Below are 20931 nucleotides of genomic sequence, written 5' to 3' on the forward strand. Positions count from 1 at the left end.
TAGTCGGAGTGGCACATTCCACACCCTCCCTCAGGCTGTCGTAGGCCGCGAGCGCGGCCTCATAGCTGGGGAACTCGACCACGACCGTGCGCTCGGGCACCCCCCACTCGAACGCGGTCGCCCGGCCGCCGCGGGCCGGAATCCGGCCGCCCGCCGCCTCCAGCGCGGGCTTGGCCGGCTTCCCGCTGCGGGAACCTAGACCTTGATGATCAGCGCGTCGCCCTGGCCGCCGCCGCCACACAGGGCCGCCGCGCCGACGCCGCCGCCGCGACGCTGCAGCTCCAGCGCCAGGTGCAACACGATCCGCGCGCCGGACATGCCCAGCGGGTGGCCGATGGCGATGGCGCCACCGTTCACGTTCACCTTGGCCGGGTCGATGCCGAGTTTGCGGGTCGAGGCGATGCCGACCGCGGCAAACGCCTCGTTGATCTCCACCACATCCAGCTCGGCCGGCGAAATACCCTCGCGCGCACAGGCTTTCGCGATCGCATTGGCGGGCTGCTCCTGCAGCGTGGAATCCGGCCCGGCAACCACGCCCGCGGCGCCGATCTCCGCGATCCAGCTCAGGCCCAGCTCCTGCGCCTTGGCCTTGCTCATCACGACCACCGCCGCGGCGCCGTCGGAGATCTGCGAGGCCGAACCGGCGGTGACGGTGCCGTCCTTACGGAAGGCCGGGCGCAGCTTGCCCAGCGATTCGGTGGTGGTGTCGGCGCGAATGCCCTCGTCGGTGCTCACCAGGATCGGATCGCCCTTGCGCTGCGGCACCGCGACGGGCACCACCTCGTCGTCGAAGACGCCGTTCTTCCACGCGGCCGCGGCCTTCTGGTGCGAGGCCGCGGAGAAGGCGTCCTGATCCTCGCGGGTGATCGGATCGGCGTCGTTGCGCTGCTCGGTGAGCAGTCCCATCGCCTGATCGGTGAAGATGTCGTGCAGGCCGTCGTAGGCCATGTGGTCGCGCAGCGTCACGTCGCCGTACTTGAAGCCCTCACGGCTCTTCTCCAGCATGTGCGGCGCCCGCGTCATCGACTCCTGTCCGCCGGCCACCACGATCTCGTACTCGCCGGCCCGGATCAACTGGTCCGCCAGGGCAATTGCGTTGATACCGGACAAACACACCTTGTTGACCGTCAGCGCGGGCACGTCCATCGAGATGCCCGCGGCCACCGCGGCCTGGCGCGCCGGGATCTGGCCCGCGCCCGCGGTCAGCACCTGGCCCATGATCACGTAGTCGACCTGCTCCGGGGCCACCCCGCCCTTCTCCAGCGCCGCCTTGATGGCGAATCCGCCCAGGTCAGACCCGCTGAATCCGGCCAGGCCACCGAGCAGGCGACCCACCGGGGTGCGTGCGCCGGAGACGATGACAGAGGTGGTGGTCACGATGAGCCTCGCTTCGGGAGTCGATGCAGCTTGCGGGCGGGTTGGGGCCGCTTCGTACTCCACGGTAACCCGGGCGGTCTGGACAGCACCACGGTGGTGCGCGTTACCTTCGAACGGTGAGCACACCCGATACGACCGAATTCATCCCCGCCGACTATGTGATCGCCGTCGACCATGTCGGAATCGCCGTTCCGGACCTCGACGCGGCCGTGACCTGGTACTCCGAAAACCTCGGTATGATCGAAACCCACCGCGAGGTCAACGAGCAACAAGGCGTGCACGAGGCAATGCTGTCGCTGCCCGCTGCCGGAGACAGGTCGACTGCCCTGCAGTTGCTGGCTCCGATCAACGAGGAGTCGACAATCGCCAAGTTCATCGATCGCAACGGTCCGGGGCTGCAGCAGCTGGCCTATCGCGTCACCGATATCGACGCGGTGGCTACCAACCTGCGAGCCAGGGGCCTCCGATTGCTGTACGAGGCGCCGCGGCCCGGCACCGCCGGGTCACGCATCAATTTCGTACACCCGAAGGATGCTGGTGGTGTGCTGATCGAGCTGGTCGAGCCGAATGCGAATCCTACTCACTAGTACCGCAATCCGACCGGGAAAAGTTGTCGTAACGAGTTGCACAGTCGAGTCTCCATGGTTGCGGCGCAAGCGGTAGTTTGTGGGGCATGTCGTCCACTGAGCCCGATCGCAATCGCTTCGTCGCGTTGCCCTTTACCGTGGTCCGGAAGGGGTATGACCGCGACGAAGTTCGCAATTACTTCGACCGGTTCGATGCCGAACTGCGTGTTACCGCCACCGACCGCGACGCCGCCGCTGCCCAGGCCCGCAACCTGGCCGCGCAGCTGGAGGATGCGCGCGACGAAATCGATGAGCTGCGTAAGGAAGTCGATCGCCTGTCGGTCCCCCCGACCACCGCGGAGGGTATGAGCGACCGCATCTCGCGCATGCTCCGCCTGGCCTCCGACGAGGCGTCCGAGGTCCGCGCGCAGGCGCAGGCCGAGGCCGCCGAGATGGTATCGATCGCCGAGCAGCAGGCCACCGAGATGCGCGGCAAGTACGAGTCGCTGCTGTCGGAGACCAAGGAGAAGCGCGAGGCGCTCGAGATCGAGTTCGAGCAGACCCTCGCCAACGCGCGCACCGAGTCGCAGAAGATCGTCGAGGCCGCCACGGCCGAGGCCGACCGCCTCACCAAGGAGGCCGAGGCCAAGCGCAAGGCCGCGCAGCAGGACTTCGAGGTCAACATGGCCGACCGGCGCACCAAGCTCACCCGCGCCATGGAGGAGCTCGAGGCCACCAGCCGCGCCGAGGCCGCCCAGCGCATCAAGGATGCCACCGACGAGTCCAACCGTCTGGTCGGCAACGCCACCCAGCAGGCCGATCGCAAGATCGCGCACGCCAAGGAGCTCGCCGAGGAGATGCGCGTGCTGCGCGGTCGAGTTCTGGCCCAGCTCTTGGGAATTCGCGGCCAGCTCGATTCGGTGCCGGCCATGCTCGCCGCGGTCAACCGCGAGAGCGAACTGCTCGACGGCTCCCCCGAACCGCGCTCGCTGTCCAGCAAGCAGTCCGGCCCCAACCGTCAGAAGGCCATCTCCGAGCTGCGCTCCGAAGACGAGTTCGTCGACGACGAGCGCGAGAGCGCGGAAGTCGCACACTAGCTGCTATTCCGCCCTGGGCGACAGATATCCGTTTCAAGGCCGCCCCCTATCCAGGGGGCGGCCTTCCTTATGCCGACCGATGGATCGCGCGGTGATGCGTGGGGGTCGTGCCCGTCCAGCGCTTGCCCGCACGCAGAAGACGTTGCGCCGCAGACTTTCTCGCCTCTTCCCACAGCGCCCGATACGTGGTGCGCGGCCACTGCGGATGACGCGCCATGTCGACGCCGGCACAGCGCGCGTTACCCTCGATGGGTCATGCCCCGCCGGAAACCGAGCCCCAGTCGTTCCTCGGCGCGGTCCCCGAGGGAGCCGCGTCCGGTCGGCGACGTCTTCGGACGCACGGAGGACAGCCCCGACGGCTCGGAAACCTATGTGGTGCGCACGGTGCCGGGTTCCCGTGCGTCGAAGACCTACCGCTGCCCCGGCTGCGATCACGAAATCCTGCCCGGCACAGCACATATCGTCGCCTGGGCCGCCCAGGGCGGCGAGGACGACCGCCGGCACTGGCACACCGGCTGCTGGCGCGGCCGCCGCACCCGGACCATAACCCGCCGCTGGTCGTGACTGTTCCGCCTCTCCGCGACGTCCGCCCAGGCCCTCGACGATGGGCGTGACCCGCGTCGCCGGTCAGGGTGTCCATGTCTATCGAGTGAGTGCCGTCATCAGGATGCCGATTCGATCAGCAGATGCTCCAAGCGGACTGTTTCGTCGGAGTCCTTACCGACACCGACCACTGCGACGAACTCGCGATCACCGGCACGTTGCTGCAGGGGACTCCAGGAGTTGGCAAGGTACCAGCTTGCCCCGGTGGTGCCACGCGGACCCAAGCCCGCACAGAATATCCAGTATCGGTCGGGGTGCAGATCCGGGCTCGGTCGCACCCGCGCGATGACGCCGATGTTGTAGTCTCCGTTCGAGTCGTACCGGCTACCGTCCGTCAACTCGAACTGCTTGAAACGGGAACTGCCGTCAGCGCTGCCGTTGAGGGTGAACAGAGGGCGATCGGCACCTTCGAGGTACATACGTGTGCAGTCGTTGCTGGTTAGTCCGAAGCTGATGTAGGGGCGGTCGCTGTGCGCAGCGACATACTGGTCGCTCCGGACATCAGTCAGAATATCGGTGTGACGTTGGAGCGAAGAAAACACGTACAGTAGTCCGCGAACTTCCTTCTCCGGCAAGGCAGCCAGTACATCCGAGTGGTGATCAGCCGCAAATGCGCGGAGCTTTCTCCCGAATGCGCACCGATAGGGGGCCGCGGCCGCTCGAGGTGCATGCGCAGGCTGCAGTGGTAGCTCGAAGGTCGGGTACACGAGAGTAATTCCGCTGGTGATCACTTCAGCCCCGAGGAATGCCCCGAGCTCGATATCTGTTCCGGAGAGACCCAACTCGTGCGTTCGAGCAGCGACTTCTGCAGCATCTGCCATCTGAAATAATCTCTCGATCGTCCAGCCGGGGAACATCTTGACCAGTACCCGACAATGGTAGTCGCGAGGAAGCCCCACCATCCTGCCCGAAAGCCATTGATAGAACTGAGTCTTCGCTGGCCCGTAACCAGGAGGGATGGGCGGATCGAGTTGCGCGGCGCACCTATCATATGCTGCGAGAAAATCCGAATGGCTCTTGAGATGCTGTTCCGCCAGCAGCATCCTCAGAATGGTAGCCAATGAAACCCCCTTACCCCTGCAACCACCGCCTTGGTGGCGGCGACTCGACCTACAACCGCAGCCCGGACGGGCCATCAACGCTGTCCGATGACAATCCACGGACGCAGTGCCGCTCGGACATAGGGGTCGGAGACTCGGTTACTGATCCCACCCGCCGCGGCGATAGTGAGTTGTACCGTCACCGTCACCGTCACTGTCACCGTCGAGGTGAGCACAATGTGCTGGGTGTCCGGGTCGATGGCGAACTAGGCAGCGGCGTTGCTGCCGACGGAAGCTACCGCAGTGGCAGTCGACAGGCCGGTCCCGGTGAGGCTGGGCTGTAGTACCACCTGCGGCGAGCCCTTGGCTGGGATTGATGCTGTTCAAGGCAGGAATTGCGACACGACAACCCCTGTAGCCGGCTCCCTCCGAGGAGGTGGCAGTGACCTTTCCGGTAAGCCGGTACCCCTCACAACAACGTTCGCGCCTCCCGATGTGGGCCCCAAGGTCGGAGAGCGTAGGCATGAGGCTGCCTCCTTTGTCGCGATGTTGATCCTTCTCCTGCACCGGGCGGTCGCCCGACTCGATTGGTGGCCCGCTCGTTCTATTAACCCCCGCTATCCTGTTGCAGGGCAACGCATCTCCAATCCGTTTTCGTCCGGTTTCGTATTGCTGGACCGAGTCGACGCGGCGACGATCCCCCACCGTCGGCCGCTAACTCGGTACAGCCCTGCACTTTCCGTTCAGCTCGGACAGTGAGCCATCCGTCAGTGGGGTGAGCGCTCCGGCCGCGCACGCTCGAGGTGAACAGGTCGACCTGGCCGCGTCGTTCCCGCCAGGCCTGGTCGCCCGGTGTTTCGACGGGTCGCCTGAACGCAGTCCTCAGGTCGGCTCACCGTCCCCCAAACAACAGCCGGCCCAGTTGTTCCGATGCAGCAGGCGCGGCACAATCGTCGGTCCTGGCAGCCGCAGATTTCGAGCAAACCCGGATACCGGCACTCCGACAAGATGCAGCAACATTCGATCTCCTTACATGTCGATCGATGTGTTATTTCGGTCGCATGGCCGTTGATCGGCAGACGGCAACGGTGCCGGAGACCGAGCACCCCGCTGCGAAGTTGCATGACTACACGGAACGTCTGTCTGTCGATTCTGTTGCCCGCACAGTGGGTTCGAAGCTGCGGCAGCCACGGATGGGAGCGATTTGCCGTCTCCCGCACCTGTGGCGCGCACGTTGTGACCCGATATCGGCATTTAGCCCGATGTATGCGAAATGTTCCGGCATCACGCCAGTTGTGCAGCGCTGCTATGTGTTCCAGTTCGCGGCGGATTGATTTTCGGTCAGGTTTCATCCACACCACCTCGAATACTATTCGGTTTGCGGGCTTGATCTGCGGGCAATGTCGGTCCGTACACAAAGAGGACCTGACGGTTCAATCTGGTCGGCAAGCTCGCCTGAGCACTTATCGACGCGCCCGAGAGTCCACTCGGCGTGCAATTCCGAATTACGGGTGCGTACATAATGTGCACGCACCCGAACTTATTGCCCTGAGTTCGCGTCAGTGCGGCCGACGCCGTGCGCTCGCCCGAAACCACCTCTGCCGCACTGAGATCCCGACCGGTAACTACTCCGACAACTCCCGCAGCGGGCTCGCTACGCCCCCCGACAGCACAATCACGACATCCACTCGGTTTCCGGCCCGGTCGGCCCGAGTCCAGCCCTCGGTGTCGAACCTGTTGCGCCAGTTACGGATCGGCCCTTTCAGTGGTTCACCCAGCGCAGTGTCATGCCCTCGACGCCTGGCGGAATCGAAAAACGGACAAAAGCGGACGGGCGAACATGTTGCCCGGCAACCGATCTCAGGGCGTTACTGGAAGAAGCGGGCCCGCTAACGCAGCCGGGGAACCACCGGCAGCAGCAGGAATCATCACCACAGCAGCAAGGGAAGGCTGGCACCAAATGCCTACCATCACGTCCATCTCTCCGACCTCGGGGCCCACTACGGGGGGCACGAGTGTCACGATCACCGGCACCGGGTTCATCGGAATCCTCACGGTGGAGTTCGGCATCATCCCAACGATATTCGTCGTCAATTCCGCCACGCAGATCACGGCTATCGCCCCTCCGGGGTTGCCCGGTACGGTGCAGGTCACCGTCGCCGGCTTCACTGGAATCAGTAACGGCGTTCCTTACACCTATGCCGCGGCTCCCACTCTCGCCACCATCGCTCCCCGTTCAGGGCCCGTGACTGGTGGGACGACGGTCGTGCTCACTGGAACAGCCCTGACGGGCGCCACTGCGGTGAGTTTCGGTGGCACACCGGCGGCCTCGTTCACCGTCAACTCCGCCACCCAGATCACGGCTGTGTCACCTGCCGGGACGGCGGGAACGGTGCCGGTCACCGTCACCACCGCGGGTGGCACCAGCAACGGTGTCGGATTCACCTTTGTCGCGGTTCCCACCTTGATCGCGGTGGTGCCGAATAACGGGCCTGTGACCGGCGGGACGACCGTCATCCTTACCGGGACAGCGCTGACGGGTGCGACCGCGGTGAGTTTCGGTGGCACACCGGCGGCTTCGTTCACCGTCAACTCCGCCACCCGAATCACAGCCGTCGCCCCGGCCGAGTCGGCGGGGACGGTGCTGGTCACAGTCACCACCGCGGGTGGCACCAGCAACGGAATTCCGTTCACCTATGTCGCGGTTCCCACCCTGACCTCGATCGCTCCCACCGCAGGGCCGGTGGCCGGCGGGACCACGGTGACCCTGACCGGGACGGCGCTGACGGGTGCGACGGCGGTGAGTTTCGGTGGCACACCCGCGGCTTCGTTCACCGTCAACTCCGCCACTCAGATCACGGCGGTCGCCCCTGCGGGGTCGGCGGGGACGGTGCTGGTCACCGTCACCACCGCGGGTGGCACCAGCAACGGAATTCCGTTCACCTATGTCGCGGTTCCCACCTTGATCGCAGTCGTTCCGAATGTGGGACCGGCGGCGGGCGGAACGACCGTCGTACTGACCGGGACGGCCCTGACCGGCGCCACCACAGTCAGTTTCGGTGGCACACCGGCGGCCTCGTTCACCGTCAACTCTCCCACCCAGATCACGGCGGTGACCCCTGCGAGGTCGGCGGGGACGGTGCTGGTCACCGTCACCACCGCGGGTGGAACCAGCAACGGAATTCCGTTCACCTTTGTCGCGGTTCCCACCTTGACCGCCCTCTCTCCCAGCTCCGGGCCGGCGGCCGGCGGGACCACGGTTACCCTGACCGGGACAGCGCTGACGGGTGCCACCGCGGTGAATTTCGGTGGCACACCCGCGACCTCGTTCATCGTCAACTCTCCCACCCAGATCACGGCAGTCACCCCCGCCGAGACAGCCGGCACGGTGCTGGTCACCGTCACCACCGCGGGTGGAACCAGCAACGGAATTCCGTTCACCTTTGTCGCGGTTCCCACCTTGACCGCCATCGCTCCCACCGCAGGGCCGGTGACGGGCGGGACGACCGTCGTGCTGACCGGGACGGGCTTGACCGGCGCCACCGCGGTGAGTTTCGGTGGCACACCGGCGGCCTCATTCACCGACAACTCGGCGACTCAGATCACGGCGGTGACACCGGCCGGAGCAGCCGGGACGGTGCTGGTCACCGTCACCACCGCGGGTGGAACCAGCAACGGCGTCTTCTTCACCTACGTCGTGGTCCCCACCCTGACCTCGATCGCTCCCACGGCAGGGCCGGTGGCCGGCGGGACCACGGTGACCCTGACTGGGACGGGCTTGACCGGCGCCACCGCGGTGAGTTTCGGTGGCACACCGGCGGCCTCGTTCACCGTCAACTCCGCCACCCAGATCACGGCAGTCACCCCCGCCGAGACAGCGGGGACGGTGCTGGTCACCGTCACCACCGCGGGTGGAACCAGCAACGGCGTCTCCTTCACCTATGCTGCGGTTCCCACCTTGACTGCGGCGACGCCGAATGCGGGACCGGTTACCGGTGGGACGACCGTCGTACTGACCGGGACTGCCCTGACCGGTGCCACCGCGGTGAGTTTCGGTGGCATACCCGCGGCTTCGTTCACCGTGAACTCGGCGACTCAGATCACGGCGGTCACCCCCGCCGAGACGGCGGGGACGGTGCTGGTCACCGTCACCACCGCGGGTGGAACCAGCAACGGCGTCTCCTTCACCTATGCTGCGGTTCCCACCTTGACTGTGGTGGCCCCGAATGCGGGACCGGTTACCGGCGGGACCACGGTGACGCTGACCGGGACTGCCCTGACCGGTGCCACCGCGGTGAGTTTCGGTGGCACACCGGCGGCTTCGTTCGCCGTCGACTCCGCAACTGAGATCACGGCGGTCACTCCTGCTCATACGGCCGGAGCGGTGCTGGTCACCGTCACCACCGCGGGTGGAACCAGCAACGGTGTCGTGTTCACCTTTGTCCCGGTTCCCGCTCTGACCGCCATCGCTCCCAGCTCCGGGCCGGTGACCGGCGGGACCACGGTGACGCTGACCGGGACGGCCCTGACCGGCACCACCGCGGTGAATTTCGGTGGCACACCGGCGACGGTGTTCACCGTCGACTCCGACACGCAGATCACCGCACTCACCCCCGCCGAGACGGCGGGGACGGTGCTGGTCACCGTCACCACCACGGGTGGAACTGTCGACGGTGTCGCGTTCACCTACGTGGCGGTTCCGACGCTAACTGCCATCGCTCCCAGCTCAGGGCCGGTCACCGGCGGGACCACGGTCGTGCTGACCGGGACTGGCCTGACCGGTGCCACCGCGGTGGACTTCGGTGGCACACCGGCGGCCTCGTTCACCGTCAACTCGGCGACCCAGATCACGGCGGTCACCCCCGCCGGGACGGCGGGGACGGTGCTGGTCACCGTCACCACCACGGGTGGAACTGTCGACGGTGTTGCGTTCACCTACGAGGCGGCTCCCACCCTGACCGCGGTCAGTCCGACGTCGGGCACGACGGCCGGCGGAACCGCCGTCACACTGACCGGGACGGCTCTGATGGGCGCGACCGCGGTGAGTTTCGGTGGCACACCGGCGAACTCGTTCGCCGTCGACTCCGCCACACAGATCACGGCCATATCCCCGGCCGAGGCGGCGGGGACGGTGCTGGTCACCGTCACCACCGCGGGCGGAACCAGTAACGGAGTCTCCTACACCTACGCCTGACAAGGGGGAGCGGCTGGGCCGCCGGTGGGCAATGCCTCCCGGCGGCCCAGTTGTGTCGCGGTTGAAGGTCACCTCGCCGCTGCCCGCGGTAGGCACCATGCGTGAACTCGGCGGGCTTCCGACCCGGCATCCGCCTCGGCGAATGGTCAGCTGAGACCGGCGACTTCTTGGGCGATCGTCGTGAGCCGGGTTTGCGCGGCCGAGACCACACCCTGGCGGTCCTTGTTCGCTTGCTCGTAGAGAAGGATGGCCCGGATGTCGGCAGGTTCGGTGAGTTCCTTGATCGCGGCGGCGGCTTCGGCGACGTTCAGGTCGTCGTAGTCGCCGATGGCCAACTCACTCGGTTCGAGGGTGCCGGTGGCGGTGCGGAGGGAATGCAAGGCGTCCGCGGCGGTGCCGGCGCCTTCATCGCGGGCGACCTGCTCGGCGGTGGCGAGCGCGGCGTCGCGGGAGGCGCTGAGGGTTTTGACGGCGACATCGCCGGCGTGCGCGCCCTGGGCGAGCAACTCACCGAGTGCCGGTGGGGTGGCGCGGACGGTGTCCAGTACCCGGTCCAGGCCGCGGGCGGACCAGCTGGCGGGAAGGTTGACTAGCTTCACCACCGTCCCGGCGCCCGCTTGCAGTGGGGTGTGGCGCAGTGCGGCCGGCCCGCCGAGGGCGTCCTCGGCCAGCACGGTGGTCAGCCAGTCCACGGTCTCCGAATGCGCGGTGATCAACCGCTGCGCCAATGCCACGACATCGGGGTATCCGGCGGTGGTCGCCAGGGCCATGATGTAGCGGGCGCGGTCCAGGAGCTGATGTTCGAGGGCGAGGTCACCGAGCAGGGCTTCATCGAACGGCTGGGCCTGTTCGACCACGGCCTTGATCACGGCGGCACCCCGTCCCAGGAACGGCGCGACCAGCTCCGGGACACCACCCAGTTCGCGGATGGCCGCCTCGATCGCACGAGCGCGGTCGCGGGCGTTGTCGGCGTTCTCGGACAGCACCCGGCGTACCGCCTCGGTGCGGGCCTGCGCAATCCGGGTGTCCGCGACCTGGATCTCGGTATTGGTCAAAGCAAGAACGGCGCGCAACTGCGCCGACAACGTAGTCATGTCGCGTGTACTCATGCGGATCTCGTCCCTTCGACGTTATAGACGGCATCGGGTCGGCGCACTGTGCAACGCTTGACGACTATACCGTCCGGCAATCGACTCCCATAGGACCCAACCCGACCGGTGTACACCGAGGTGGACATGCAGATTGCAATGCCTGGAGCCGATTCCGCCTGGGTGGGTAACCCGCGAGCGCGGCGCGGCCGACGAGCGGGGTTCCGGTCGCACCCATGCTGACCCGATAGCGGTACGGGCGGTCGTCTGAGCACAGACGCAGCTCTGGCCCGGAGTCCAGGTCGAATGCCGCACCGGAGATCCCAGCATCGAGATCGGCCGCGTAGCACACTTCGCCGGGCCATTGCAGATCCGGCGGGCGTTCAAAGAGGGTGTGGAGATGAATATCGTTGCGAGTGAATGTCTCTCGTCCTTGTAGGGCCTGCGCGACAGGTACGTCGTTCGGCAGGACGACGAGGAGGTCGATGTCACTATTGAGCGTGTCGGCGTTGTCGGCCCGCGCGGAGTACCGGCGTCCTGCCCGGCTGATCTGCCCGAATGCGATGTGTTCCAGCGCAACCTGCGGGACGGCGTGGCAGAAGTCGAGCGTTCCGAACACGGGCAGCTCAGACCCGAAAACCGTTATGCCCAAGGCGTAGTCACCGAGGACGAGGATCGCGGCGAGATCGTGGTCATCGTGCAGAATCTCAGCTACCGAGCGGCCATCGATCCCGCGCGGGAACCACGGGCTGCGTGTGCAGCCCGAGTGGCTGCACCTCGAGTTCGGGCGGACGCTGCCGTATAGCCATGGCATCACCGATGTCACGGCCGGGCCGCTGCTGTTCCGTCGCCGTACGCTGCCATACTGACCGCGCTCAGCGTCGGCCGTAGTCGACCCGTGTCAGAGTTCGGTCCACAACGCATTGGCCGTGATCAGCGATCGCACCAAGGACCTACAGCGTTGACATCGGGATTTGCTCGGCGTGTACTGAGAGCAGCAATAGATCCGAGGGATCGTCATGATCGTCATCGTCGGGCTCGTCATCCTCATCGTCATCGGCGGCATCGGAATCGCCGGGCTGGGCCTGTTACGGGCCGGCGCCCGCCGCGGACGCGCCGCCCGCCATGAACTCGAAGCCACCCGCCAGGACGTCCCCACCTACTACACCCACACCAGCACCACCGATGTCGCACCCTGTGGATCCGGCACCATCGCCGGACAGGGAACCGGCAACCAGCCCACACCCCGTCCACGCGGCCTGGGCAAGCTGTTCGGACCGACCCCGGCCGCGCGGTGAGCGGCCGGGTTCCGGCATGCTGACCCGGTCGGCCTCGACGCCTGGCTCGGACCACTGGGCTCGACCTTTCCGTCGGCGACCCTGAACAGCTCACGGCGGGCGGATAGGGAGATCTATGCCGGTTTGGCGACTACGCGAGTTCCGTGACGATGATCTGGATCAGGGGATCCAGATCTGGGAGCAGAGTCGTGTGCCTACTGCGGACGAGCCGGTGTTCGCGCTGGCGGAGGTGATGGCGGCCGCGCGAGCTGGGGAGTCGGCGGTGGTCGCCGAGGTCGGCGGCGAAATGGTCGGGATGGCGGTCGCCCAGATCCATGGCGAGCGGGCCTGGGTCCTGCTGGTGGCGCTGGCGGCGCGGTGGCGGCGGCGCGGCATCGGCAGCGCGCTGCTTGCCGAACTGGAGCGGCGGCTGCGGTCCAACGGCGTGCGGCGGATCTGCACCCTCGTCCCCGAGGGCGCCACCGGATCTGTGGCGTTCGAGAATTCCGGGTACTTGCGCCGGGCGGGCCTCGTCTACTACGAGCTGTTGGAACCACTGGCCCCCGCGCAGTCCACCCTGCTGACCGAACTGGGCGGGCGGCTGCTACCACCGGGACTGTGGCAGTCGATGGCTGGGATGGACCGGGAGAAGGAGATCATCGAACGCCGGGTCGTGTTGCCTTTGGCGAATCCCGATGTGGCCGAGCGCTACCGGGTTCTGCCGCCCAAGAGCGTCATCCTGTTCGGGCCACCGGGGACCGGCAAGACCAGCTTCGCGAAAGCGGTCGCGTCCCGACTCGGTTGGCCGTTCGTCGAATTGTTTCCCTCCCGGCTGGCCGCCGCGGCGACGGGTGGACTCGCGGCCTCGCTGCGCGAGGTATTCGCCGACCTGGCCGAACTCGACGAGCTGCTGCTGTTCATCGATGAGGTGGAGGAGATCGCGGGCACGCGTTCGGGTACGGCGACTAGCCCTGCGCACGGAGTCACCAACGAGCTGCTCAAGCTGATACCGACGTTCCGCGAGAACTACAGTCGCCTGCTGATCTGCGCCACGAACTCGGTCTGCTCATTGGACTCGGCATTCCTGCGACCCGGTCGATTCGACTACGTGATTCCGGTCGGCCCGCCGGACGCACCGGCACGGAACGCGATCTGGCGACGATATCTCGGCCCCGCCGCCGAGACCATCGACCTCGACGGTTTGGTGTGCGCCACAGCGCAATTCACCCCTGCTGATATTGAATACGCGGCCCGTGCAGGCGCGCAGTCCGCGTTCGAACGCTCAATGCGCGACAGCACCGACGCACCCGCGACTACCGAGGACTACCTGACCGCGGTCGCGAACACCCGCCCGACCCTGACACCGGAAATCCTGACCGCGTTCGAGCAGGACCAGCGGGACTACACCCGACTGTGAAACAGTGTGCCGGGCTCACGGTCGGCTGGTAGAGCCACCCGATCATCGACGTTGAGCAGGAAGAACCACCCAAGTCCGAATTCCTTCGCCAGCACGGCTTTCCGCTCCGATTTCAACGAGCGGTGCAGCGCGTGCACGGGCCTGCCGCACTATCGCGGCCTGTGTCGGAGCTGGGCGCGGCGACGGGGCCAGCGGCGCCGGCGACTGCGACATAAGTGCGACACCGCCGTGCGCCCCTCGCGCACATGACGACTTCCCGTGACTCAACCCGCACTAGCTGGTGGTCGAGATCACGACCGTGGAACCATCGTGAGACGCCACAGCTAGCCGTCGGACTGTGCGCTGTTTCGGTTCTACAGGCGCTGTAGAAGCTGCGGGTCATCGAATAACGTAACGGTCTATCACGTACCAGATCACGTAGCTACTCCCCATGAGCAGCACGATGGCGGCAAGTATCGCTCCCAACACCTTGATCACTTCCACGAAGCTTCTGGCATCGGTGGCATCGACCCCGGAAACAGTGGTTGATCCTTCCGTACCACCCGACGCCGCCTTCAAGATCTCGTTCGCGCGGCGCAACTCGGCATTTTCACGGCGGAGCCGCTTCAATTCCGCGGACTCCTCACTCGTCGCCCGGTGGCGGTGGCCATCGTCGACCTCGTCCTCGCACGCCCACTTGCGCAGCGTCTCGGCGGGCACACCGATCTTCCCGGCCACCGACCGCATCGCCTCCCACTCGGAGTCGTACTGGTCAACCTGCTCCCGCAGCAGCGCCACCGCGTTCTGCCGCACCTCACGTGAGTACTTCTGAGGTTGAGCCATGATGTTCATCCTCTCTCGAACGAGAAGCCTCCATCAGCCCCAAGGGGACATAGGGCCGTAGTTCAACTGCCAGAACACCGGGCTGATCTCGCAAGGGGTGGGAGCATTCGGTGGCTGGTACACGAGACCGACGAGTTGCCGCCCCGTCCACCCGACGGCACCAACCTACTGAGACGGCACAGCTAAGAGTTCCCGCACCCCCACTCAACGGTCGTCGGGTGCGCTGCCCAGTTCGATGTGCGTACATGGAGTTACCAATGTTCATGCCAAATCATAGCCGCAGGTCATGGCATAAAATGCGACCTGACCTGCGGCTATTTGTCATCTATTTGTCAAAAAATCCGATCGACGTGTGGCGGAGGCCCTCGTCATCGTCGCAGGTCGAGCCGGTGAGGCCGGGCCGGGTCTTGCTGCGATTCCGCATATCGCCCGACCCGCTGGCATCCGAGATGATCTCTGTCCGATGATCTTCAAGAGCTCGGCATGGCCGTCTCGTTCCGCGCGGTCAGCGGCTGGTAGCGGACGTTCAGCTGGCCGCCGGTGAGCGGTCAACTCTGTGACAGGGCGAAGGCCAGCATGGCGGTCGAGGTGAAGTCGATCGAGGGTTCCACACTCTGCCACGCGCCCACGTCGTCGAGGAATCGGGCTTTGTGCCCGTCGAAATCGGTCCAGGGTGCACCGGGATCGGACGCGCAACGTTTCATCGTCGGGAACGTGTTGAGTTCGTCGAGCTTGTCTGCGGCGTTCGGGCCGTTCACGACCGCGCCGCGCAGGATGTCCCCGGTGCCGTCGAGGCTGCCTGCGAGGTTGGCCACTTGATGTTCGGGGCAGTGCGGGTAGACCTCACCGGCACCGATCATGAAGGTGCTACCCCAGGCGTTCGCGCCCAGCGCCCAACTGCGCTGCTGGGTACCGAAAGCGTCGTAGTGGTGGTCGCCGGTGGCGTTGCGGTACAGCCGCGCGGTGGCGACGAGGCCGAAAGTGTGTGGTACAGAGTCGAAGTCGGTGTACACCGCCCCTGCTCTGAAGGGGTCTTCCGCGGCCCGGTTGACCCCGTCGTCGAGTTGTCGGCGGAGGTCGTCCTGCAGGTTCGCGCCGTTTTCGTTGTCCGCGTGCAGGATTGCGAGCAGGTCGGCGTGGGCGAGGGCGCTGACGTCGGCGACTCCCAGGGTGCCCTTGGTGTCGGAGGCGATGTACTGCGCCGCCCACCGGGTCGCCTGCTGCTTCCAGTCGGTGGCGCGTGTGTCGCCCAATGCTGTGGCGGCCAGGCTCATTTCGGTGGCACCGAACTCCATATCGTCCTGCCAGGAGTCCTCGGGGTAGAAGTTGCGGGGGAACGCGGTGACCAAGGTGTCGCCGGGGTCGGTGTTCGCCTTCGCGTAGACGGCGGCGGCTTTGTCCAACCAGGACTTGGCGGCGACCGGGTCGCTGTGAGCACTGTTCTGCGCCGCGAGCGCGAATACCGCGGCCATGCGCCCGGCCAGGTTGGGGCTGATCGGTACACCGGGCTCGTTCGCTCGCAATACCGGCCGGTTCTTGATCAGGTAGTCCGGGTCGCCCGGTTGTACGTTCAGTTCGTCGTCGGTCTCCGGTAGCCGCCAGCTGTCGTGGTCGGTGCGGACGTTGTCGTTACCCGCACCGATACCGACCTGGGCGTAGAGGGTGCCGGTCGAGCCGTCCCACATCTTGTCCAACCAGGCCACGCCTTGGCCGGCCTCTTGCGCCAGGCCCGCGGCGTGCGGTGCGGTGCGCTGGGCGAGCAGCAGGTCGGCGGTGCTGTAGGCGGTGGTGTGGGTGAACTTGAGAAAGTCACCGGCGTCGGCCCAACCTCCCGACACGTCGGTGGGTCCGCCGATCGGGGTCAGCGCCGCGTCGAGCAGCTCGTTTCCTTCCTCGTTGTATCGAGGTGCGGCGTACACGGTGGCGTGGCGGTCGGCCAGGTGGGAGGGCTTGCGGTGCAGGACATCGGCAATCACCTCCGCGCCGTCGCGCTGGGCTTGGAAGAAGTGGACGTTGTCCTCGATGAGTGGGGTGAACAGGTCCACGGCGGGAGCGATGCGGAATTTCGGGGAGCTGCCTGCTGCGGTGCCGGTGAGTTCGAGGTGGTAGTTGCCCGGGGTGTCGAGGCTGGAGAGGTCCACGATGTGCACGGCCGGGTATTTGCTGTTCCAGGTGCCGGTGCGGGCGCCGACCTGACCGGTGGCCCTGGTGGTGCCCTGCTCGTCCACCAGCCGGTAGCCGGCCTGGCTCAGTTCTGCTTCCGAGCCCATCACGAAGGCCTGTTTTGCTTCCCCGACGGCGTAGCCGGCCTGGTTGACCCGGATCGCGGGCGGGCGGGTGCCGGCCGGTTCTTCCTCGGGACCGGTCCCGTCGGCGGGCAGGGTGCAGGCGGTGATGCCGAGGGTGAGGGCTGCCAGAAGGGTTGTGGAGCGCAGGCTCCAGGTGAGGCCGGGTCGGAAGGTGGACATGAGTCTCACCTTGCCTGGTGCCACATGAGATGAAGATGAGGCCCGGCAGTTCCAGGTCAACGGCCTGCGCGTTCGGGCAGCAGCAGCTCTACCGAGGCCCCGCCGGGTGCCTGGGAAATGCGCGCGGTGCCGCCGTGCAGCCCGGCCACCCAGGCGACGATCGCCAGACCGGTACCGGTGCTCGCCGCCCCGGTGACTCGCCGCTCGAATACCCGGGTCCGGTCCTGCGGCGGCACCCCCGGCCCGTGGTCGCGGACCTGCACCCGGGTCGCGGTGACCCTCACCTCGACCGGCGTGCCCAGGCCGTGTCGTAATGCGTTTTCCACGAGGTTTCGGACCGCTTGGGCCAGCAGCTCGGGATCCCCGTCGAGATGCCCGACATAAGTGGAGATCGAGTAGGCGGCCATCGCCGCCTCGCGGGTGGTTCGCGCATAGTGCAGGAACGCTTCCGGGGTCAGGTCCGCGAACGCAATGCCTTGCGTGGTGAGAGCGCAGCAGACGTCGAACAGTGCCCACCGCTTGAAATGCCTGGTGGTGTCCGCCGCTGCGACCGCCACGAAGTATCGGTCCAGGTCGGGGTCGTGCTGCGCGCCCCGGAATGCTGCCGGGTATTCCTTGAATATGTTGGAGCGGAACGCCTCCAGCGTCGGCTGAACAATCCGTAAAGCGAGTAACGCTTCGATGGCTTGGGTCAACGACGCCCCGATGTCAGAGGCGGTGGCCAGACGGCGAACGGGGTTGCCGCGCAGGTGCAGTCCGCTGGCGTCCCAGCGCTACTGCCAGGTGTCACCTGGAAATTCGCAGAGATGGTCGGCCAGCCTGCGCAAGCCACGGTCACGACTGTTTTTCCGGCTCACGGGATCCGGCCAGGGCCCTCGAACACACGTTGACGCAACGCATCTACCAAGAACATCACCACCATCACTCGGTGCCCCAACGGGGCATGTGATAGTGCAGTTAACAGTTCGTTACCCATGTGCTCACTAAATGAAGGGCCGCAGGTCACGGTACCTAAGCTGAACTGCGCGGCATTGGTATCAGGGCAAGGCTCGGGATGAGGACAACCGGGAGTACCTGCCGGAAGGGCTCCTTTCATACGAATATGCCGCTGGACGGCACCCCCGCCGTCCATTCCGATTCAGCTGTCCAGCGCGGTCATCACGTGCTTGATTCGGGTGTAGTCCTCGAAGCCGTAGGCCGACAGGTCTTTCCCGTAGCCGGACGCTTTGAAGCCCCCGTGCGGCATCTCGGCGACCAGCCGCATATGAGCGTTGATCCACACGCACCCGAAGTCGAGTTTGGTGGACATGCGCATCGCCCGGGCGTGATCGGTGGTCCATACCGAGGATGCCAGTGCGAAGTCCACGCCGTTGGCGAGCTCGACGGCCTGGTCCTCGTCGGCGAAGGATTGCACGGTGATCACCGGTCCGAAGACCTCCCGCTGAATGATCTCGTCGCGCTGTTCAAGCCCCGATACGACGGTAGGTGCGTAGAAGTAGCCGTAATCACCCACCCGGTGACCGCCCGTTTCGATGGTGGCGTGGGCGGGCAGACGTTCGATGAAACCGCTGACCTGCGCGAGTTGCTGGGCGCTGTTGAGCGGACCATAGAGCACGTCGTCGTCATCCGCAGCGCCGGTTCTGATGTCCGCGGCGGCCGCGGTCAGCGCCCGGGTGAACTCGTCGTGCACGGATTCGTGGACCAGCACGCGCGTGGCCGCCGTACAGTCCTGCCCGGCGTTGAAGAACCCGGCGATCGCGATCTCCCCCGCCGCCTTGGTGATATCGACATCCTCGAAGACGACGACGGGCGCCTTGCCGCCGAGTTCCAGGTGGACGCGTTTGACATCCTTGGCGGCAGATTCGGCGACCTGAACACCCGCGCGGACCGAGCCGGTGATCGAAATCATCGCCGGGACGGGGTGTTCGACCATCAGGCTCCCGGTCTCCCGGTCACCGCACACCACGTTGACAACCCCGGGCGGCAGAATGTCGCCGATGATCTCGGCGAGCAGCACCGTGGAGGCCGGCGTGGTGTCGGCGGGTTTGAGCACCACGGTGTTCCCCGCGGCCACCGCGGGCGCGAATTTCCAGACCGCCATCATCAAGGGGTAATTCCACGGCGCGACCTGCGCGCAGACGCCAACCGGCTCACGGCGGATCATCGAGGTCATGCCCGCGGTGTACTCCCCGGCGGAACGCCCCTCCAGCATCCTGGCGGCACCGGCGAAGAAACGGATCTGGTCGATCACCGGCTCGACCTCTTCGGTCATCGTCGGCCCGAGGGGCTTACCGGTATTCTTACTCTCCACGGCGACCAGTTCGGCTGCGCGTGCCTCCAACGCGTCGGCGATTCTCAACAGCGCCCGCTGGCGGTCGGCGGGTGTGGTGTCTCGCCAACCGGGGAAAGCAGACCCGGCCGCTGCCATCGCGGCGTCCACATCGGCGGATCGCGACAGCGGGGCGGTCGCGTAGGCGGTGCCCAGGGCAGGATCGATGATCTGCACGGTTCGCCCGTCGACCGCGGGGACACATTCGCCGTTGATGTAGTTGCTCAGTGTGCGAAGGTCACTCATTTTGCGTTGCTCCTGTCCGAATCATCGTGGTCTGGCTGCGGGCCGGTGTCCGGGCCGGAAATATTGTTCGGGGACAGGTGTTCGTGGACGGCGAGCCAGCGGCCGGCGATCAGACGGAAGACGATGGTTTCCCGTTCGTGCTGATCCTGCCACACGCCGTGGGCAGCGGACCGGGTGTATACGGTATGGGTGAAAATGGCGCTGTCGGTGAAGAATTGGATGAGCCGGTCGGTCGAGTCGCAGGCAAGGACCTCGAAACCGTCCTGTTCGACCCACTCCTGCCACAGTGCGCGGTACTGCGCGACCGAGGTGAGTCTCTCGGGTGTGGTGTGGAAGACGAAGGTGGCGTCGGGGGCAAAACAGTCGAAGTAGTCGTCGAGGCGGCCCTGCGCGAAGGCGGCCACCAATCGGTCGGCGGCCACCTCGACCTCGGCGACGTTTGCCGCGGTCATGACGCACGCTCCAGGGCCAGGAGGCTGACCAGATCGTAAGCGACGTGTGATGCCGCCACCGCAGTGACCTCGGCGTGGTCATAGGCGGGCGCCACCTCGACTACGTCGGCCCCCACGATGTCACACCCGGCAAGGCCGCGCAGGATCTCCAACAGCTCACGCGAGGTCAGGCCGCCGGCTTCGGGGGTACCGGTGCCGGGAGCGTGGGAGGGATCGAGCACATCGATGTCCACGGAGATGTAGAGCGGCCGATTCCCGACCCTGTCGCGCAGCTGCCGCACCACGTCACCGACGCCGCGGTGCAGGACATCGGCGGCGGTCACGATCCCGAAACCGAGTTTCTCGTCCTCGGTCAGGTCTTGTTTCCCGTACAGGGGACCGCGTGTTCCGACGTGACACAACGCGGAGGTGTCGAGCAACCCCTCATCGACGGCTCGACGGAACGGCGTGCCGTGGGTGTAGGCGGCACCGAAATAGGTATCCCAGGTATCGAGGTGAGCATCGAAATGCAGCAGCGCGACCGGGCCGTGCCGCCGGGTGACCGCGCGCAGCAGCGGCAGCGCGATCGTATGATCCCCACCGACGGCCACAAGTTGAGTTCCGTTGCGCTGCAACTCATCCGCTGCCTGCGCGATCGTCTCGATCGCCGCGCCGATATCGAACGGGTTGCACGCGATATCGCCTGCGTCGACGACCTGCCGCTGGTCGAACGGCGACACATCGAGGCCGGGGTGGTAGGGCCGCAGTAGCCGGCTCGCCTCACGCACCGCGGCGGGACCGAACCGGGCGCCGGGTCGGTAGGAGACCCCGGCGTCGAACGGCACTCCGACGAAGGCGATATCGGCTCGATCCACCTGGTCCAGGCGCGGCAGCCGGGCAAAGGTGGCGGGCCCCGCGAAGCGCGGAACCAGGGACGAGTCGACCGGGCCGACGGTGTTGGTCATGCGATCCTCCA

At 66.2% G+C, this 20931-nt stretch carries 16 protein-coding genes and 1 pseudogene; 6 read left to right on the forward strand and 11 right to left on the reverse strand.

Features of this window, described 5'->3' with window-relative positions; translation table 11 throughout:
* Positions 1-46 precede the first annotated feature (46 nt).
* Together ABH933_RS36130 and ABH933_RS36135 are read right to left on the reverse strand one after the other, a co-directional pair.
* Positions 47-241: pseudogene (locus tag ABH933_RS36130) on the reverse strand (DUF1330 domain-containing protein); the annotation flags it as partial.
* Complete coding sequence (locus tag ABH933_RS36135; RefSeq protein ID WP_429424114.1) at positions 196-1377, reverse strand: acetyl-CoA C-acetyltransferase; 1182 nt, start codon at positions 1375-1377, stop codon at positions 196-198. The gene ABH933_RS36135 and the pseudogene ABH933_RS36130, both read right to left, overlap by 46 nt.
* A 116-nt stretch (positions 1378-1493) precedes the next feature.
* Between ABH933_RS36135 and mce the strand changes: the two genes are divergently transcribed.
* The 3 genes from mce (at position 1494) to ABH933_RS36150 (ending at position 3604) form a co-directional block, all read left to right on the forward strand.
* A complete protein-coding gene (mce, locus tag ABH933_RS36140) occupies positions 1494-1964 on the forward strand; it encodes a methylmalonyl-CoA epimerase (RefSeq protein WP_308166893.1) in 471 nt (156 codons plus the stop codon).
* An 86-nt stretch (positions 1965-2050) separates the two neighbouring features.
* Positions 2051-3040 carry a hypothetical protein gene (locus tag ABH933_RS36145; protein WP_429424112.1) on the forward strand — a complete coding sequence of 330 codons (990 nt, stop codon included), beginning with the start codon at positions 2051-2053 and terminating at the stop codon, positions 3038-3040.
* 255 nt (positions 3041-3295) lie between these two features.
* Positions 3296-3604 (forward strand): ATP/GTP-binding protein, encoded by a 309-nt coding sequence (locus ABH933_RS36150; protein ID WP_429424110.1) that lies wholly within the window; start codon positions 3296-3298, stop codon positions 3602-3604.
* 98 nt (positions 3605-3702) lie between these two features.
* Here the strand turns inward: ABH933_RS36150 and ABH933_RS36155 are convergent, their stop codons facing one another.
* On the reverse strand, positions 3703-4686 hold the full coding sequence (locus ABH933_RS36155; protein ID WP_429424108.1) for a hypothetical protein: 984 nt from the start codon (positions 4684-4686) through the stop codon (positions 3703-3705).
* 1957 nt (positions 4687-6643) lie between these two features.
* On the opposite strand from ABH933_RS36155, the gene ABH933_RS36160 reads away from it, so the two are divergent.
* The gene (locus ABH933_RS36160; protein WP_429424106.1) at positions 6644-9877 is read left to right on the forward strand and encodes a beta strand repeat-containing protein; all 3234 of its coding nucleotides are present in this window, start codon (positions 6644-6646) and stop codon (positions 9875-9877) included.
* Between the two features lie 146 nt (positions 9878-10023).
* Here the strand turns inward: ABH933_RS36160 and ABH933_RS36165 are convergent, their stop codons facing one another.
* Positions 10024-10986, reverse strand: a complete 963-nt coding sequence (locus ABH933_RS36165) for a ferritin-like domain-containing protein (protein WP_429424105.1) — start codon at positions 10984-10986, stop codon at positions 10024-10026.
* Between the two features lie 64 nt (positions 10987-11050).
* Positions 11051-11791, reverse strand: a complete 741-nt coding sequence (locus tag ABH933_RS36170; protein ID WP_429424103.1) for a hypothetical protein — start codon at positions 11789-11791, stop codon at positions 11051-11053.
* 193 nt (positions 11792-11984) lie between these two features.
* On the opposite strand from ABH933_RS36170, the gene ABH933_RS36175 reads away from it, so the two are divergent.
* The gene (locus ABH933_RS36175; protein WP_429424101.1) at positions 11985-12263 is read left to right on the forward strand and encodes a hypothetical protein; all 279 of its coding nucleotides are present in this window, start codon (positions 11985-11987) and stop codon (positions 12261-12263) included.
* A gap of 115 nt (positions 12264-12378) precedes the next feature.
* The gene (locus ABH933_RS36180; RefSeq protein WP_429424099.1) at positions 12379-13659 is read left to right on the forward strand and encodes an ATP-binding protein; all 1281 of its coding nucleotides are present in this window, start codon (positions 12379-12381) and stop codon (positions 13657-13659) included.
* Between the two features lie 378 nt (positions 13660-14037).
* On the opposite strand, the gene ABH933_RS36185 is transcribed toward ABH933_RS36180, so the two are convergent.
* From ABH933_RS36185 to speB, 6 genes are all read right to left on the reverse strand, one after another.
* Positions 14038-14481, reverse strand: a complete 444-nt coding sequence (locus ABH933_RS36185; RefSeq protein ID WP_429424098.1) for a transposase — start codon at positions 14479-14481, stop codon at positions 14038-14040.
* Between the two features lie 548 nt (positions 14482-15029).
* The gene (locus ABH933_RS36190) at positions 15030-16949 is read right to left on the reverse strand and encodes a glycoside hydrolase family 9 protein (protein WP_429424096.1); all 1920 of its coding nucleotides are present in this window, start codon (positions 16947-16949) and stop codon (positions 15030-15032) included.
* A gap of 56 nt (positions 16950-17005) precedes the next feature.
* Entirely contained in the window at positions 17006-17644 is a 639-nt protein-coding gene (locus ABH933_RS36195) for a sensor histidine kinase (protein ID WP_429424094.1), read from the reverse strand.
* 443 nt (positions 17645-18087) lie between these two features.
* Positions 18088-19524, reverse strand: coding sequence for a gamma-aminobutyraldehyde dehydrogenase (locus ABH933_RS36200; RefSeq protein WP_429424092.1), 1437 nt, complete (start codon positions 19522-19524; stop codon positions 18088-18090).
* The gene (locus ABH933_RS36205; RefSeq protein WP_429424090.1) at positions 19521-19976 is read right to left on the reverse strand and encodes a nuclear transport factor 2 family protein; all 456 of its coding nucleotides are present in this window, start codon (positions 19974-19976) and stop codon (positions 19521-19523) included. Before ABH933_RS36205 ends, ABH933_RS36200 begins: the two co-directional genes overlap by 4 nt.
* Positions 19973-20920 (reverse strand): agmatinase, encoded by a 948-nt coding sequence (speB, locus tag ABH933_RS36210; RefSeq protein ID WP_429424088.1) that lies wholly within the window; start codon positions 20918-20920, stop codon positions 19973-19975. Before speB ends, ABH933_RS36205 begins: the two co-directional genes overlap by 4 nt.
* Positions 20921-20931 lie beyond the last annotated feature (11 nt).

The sequence above is a fragment of the Nocardia sp. GP40 genome, assembly GCF_050434125.1.
Taxonomy (GTDB): Bacteria; Actinomycetota; Actinomycetes; order Mycobacteriales; family Mycobacteriaceae; genus Nocardia; species Nocardia albiluteola.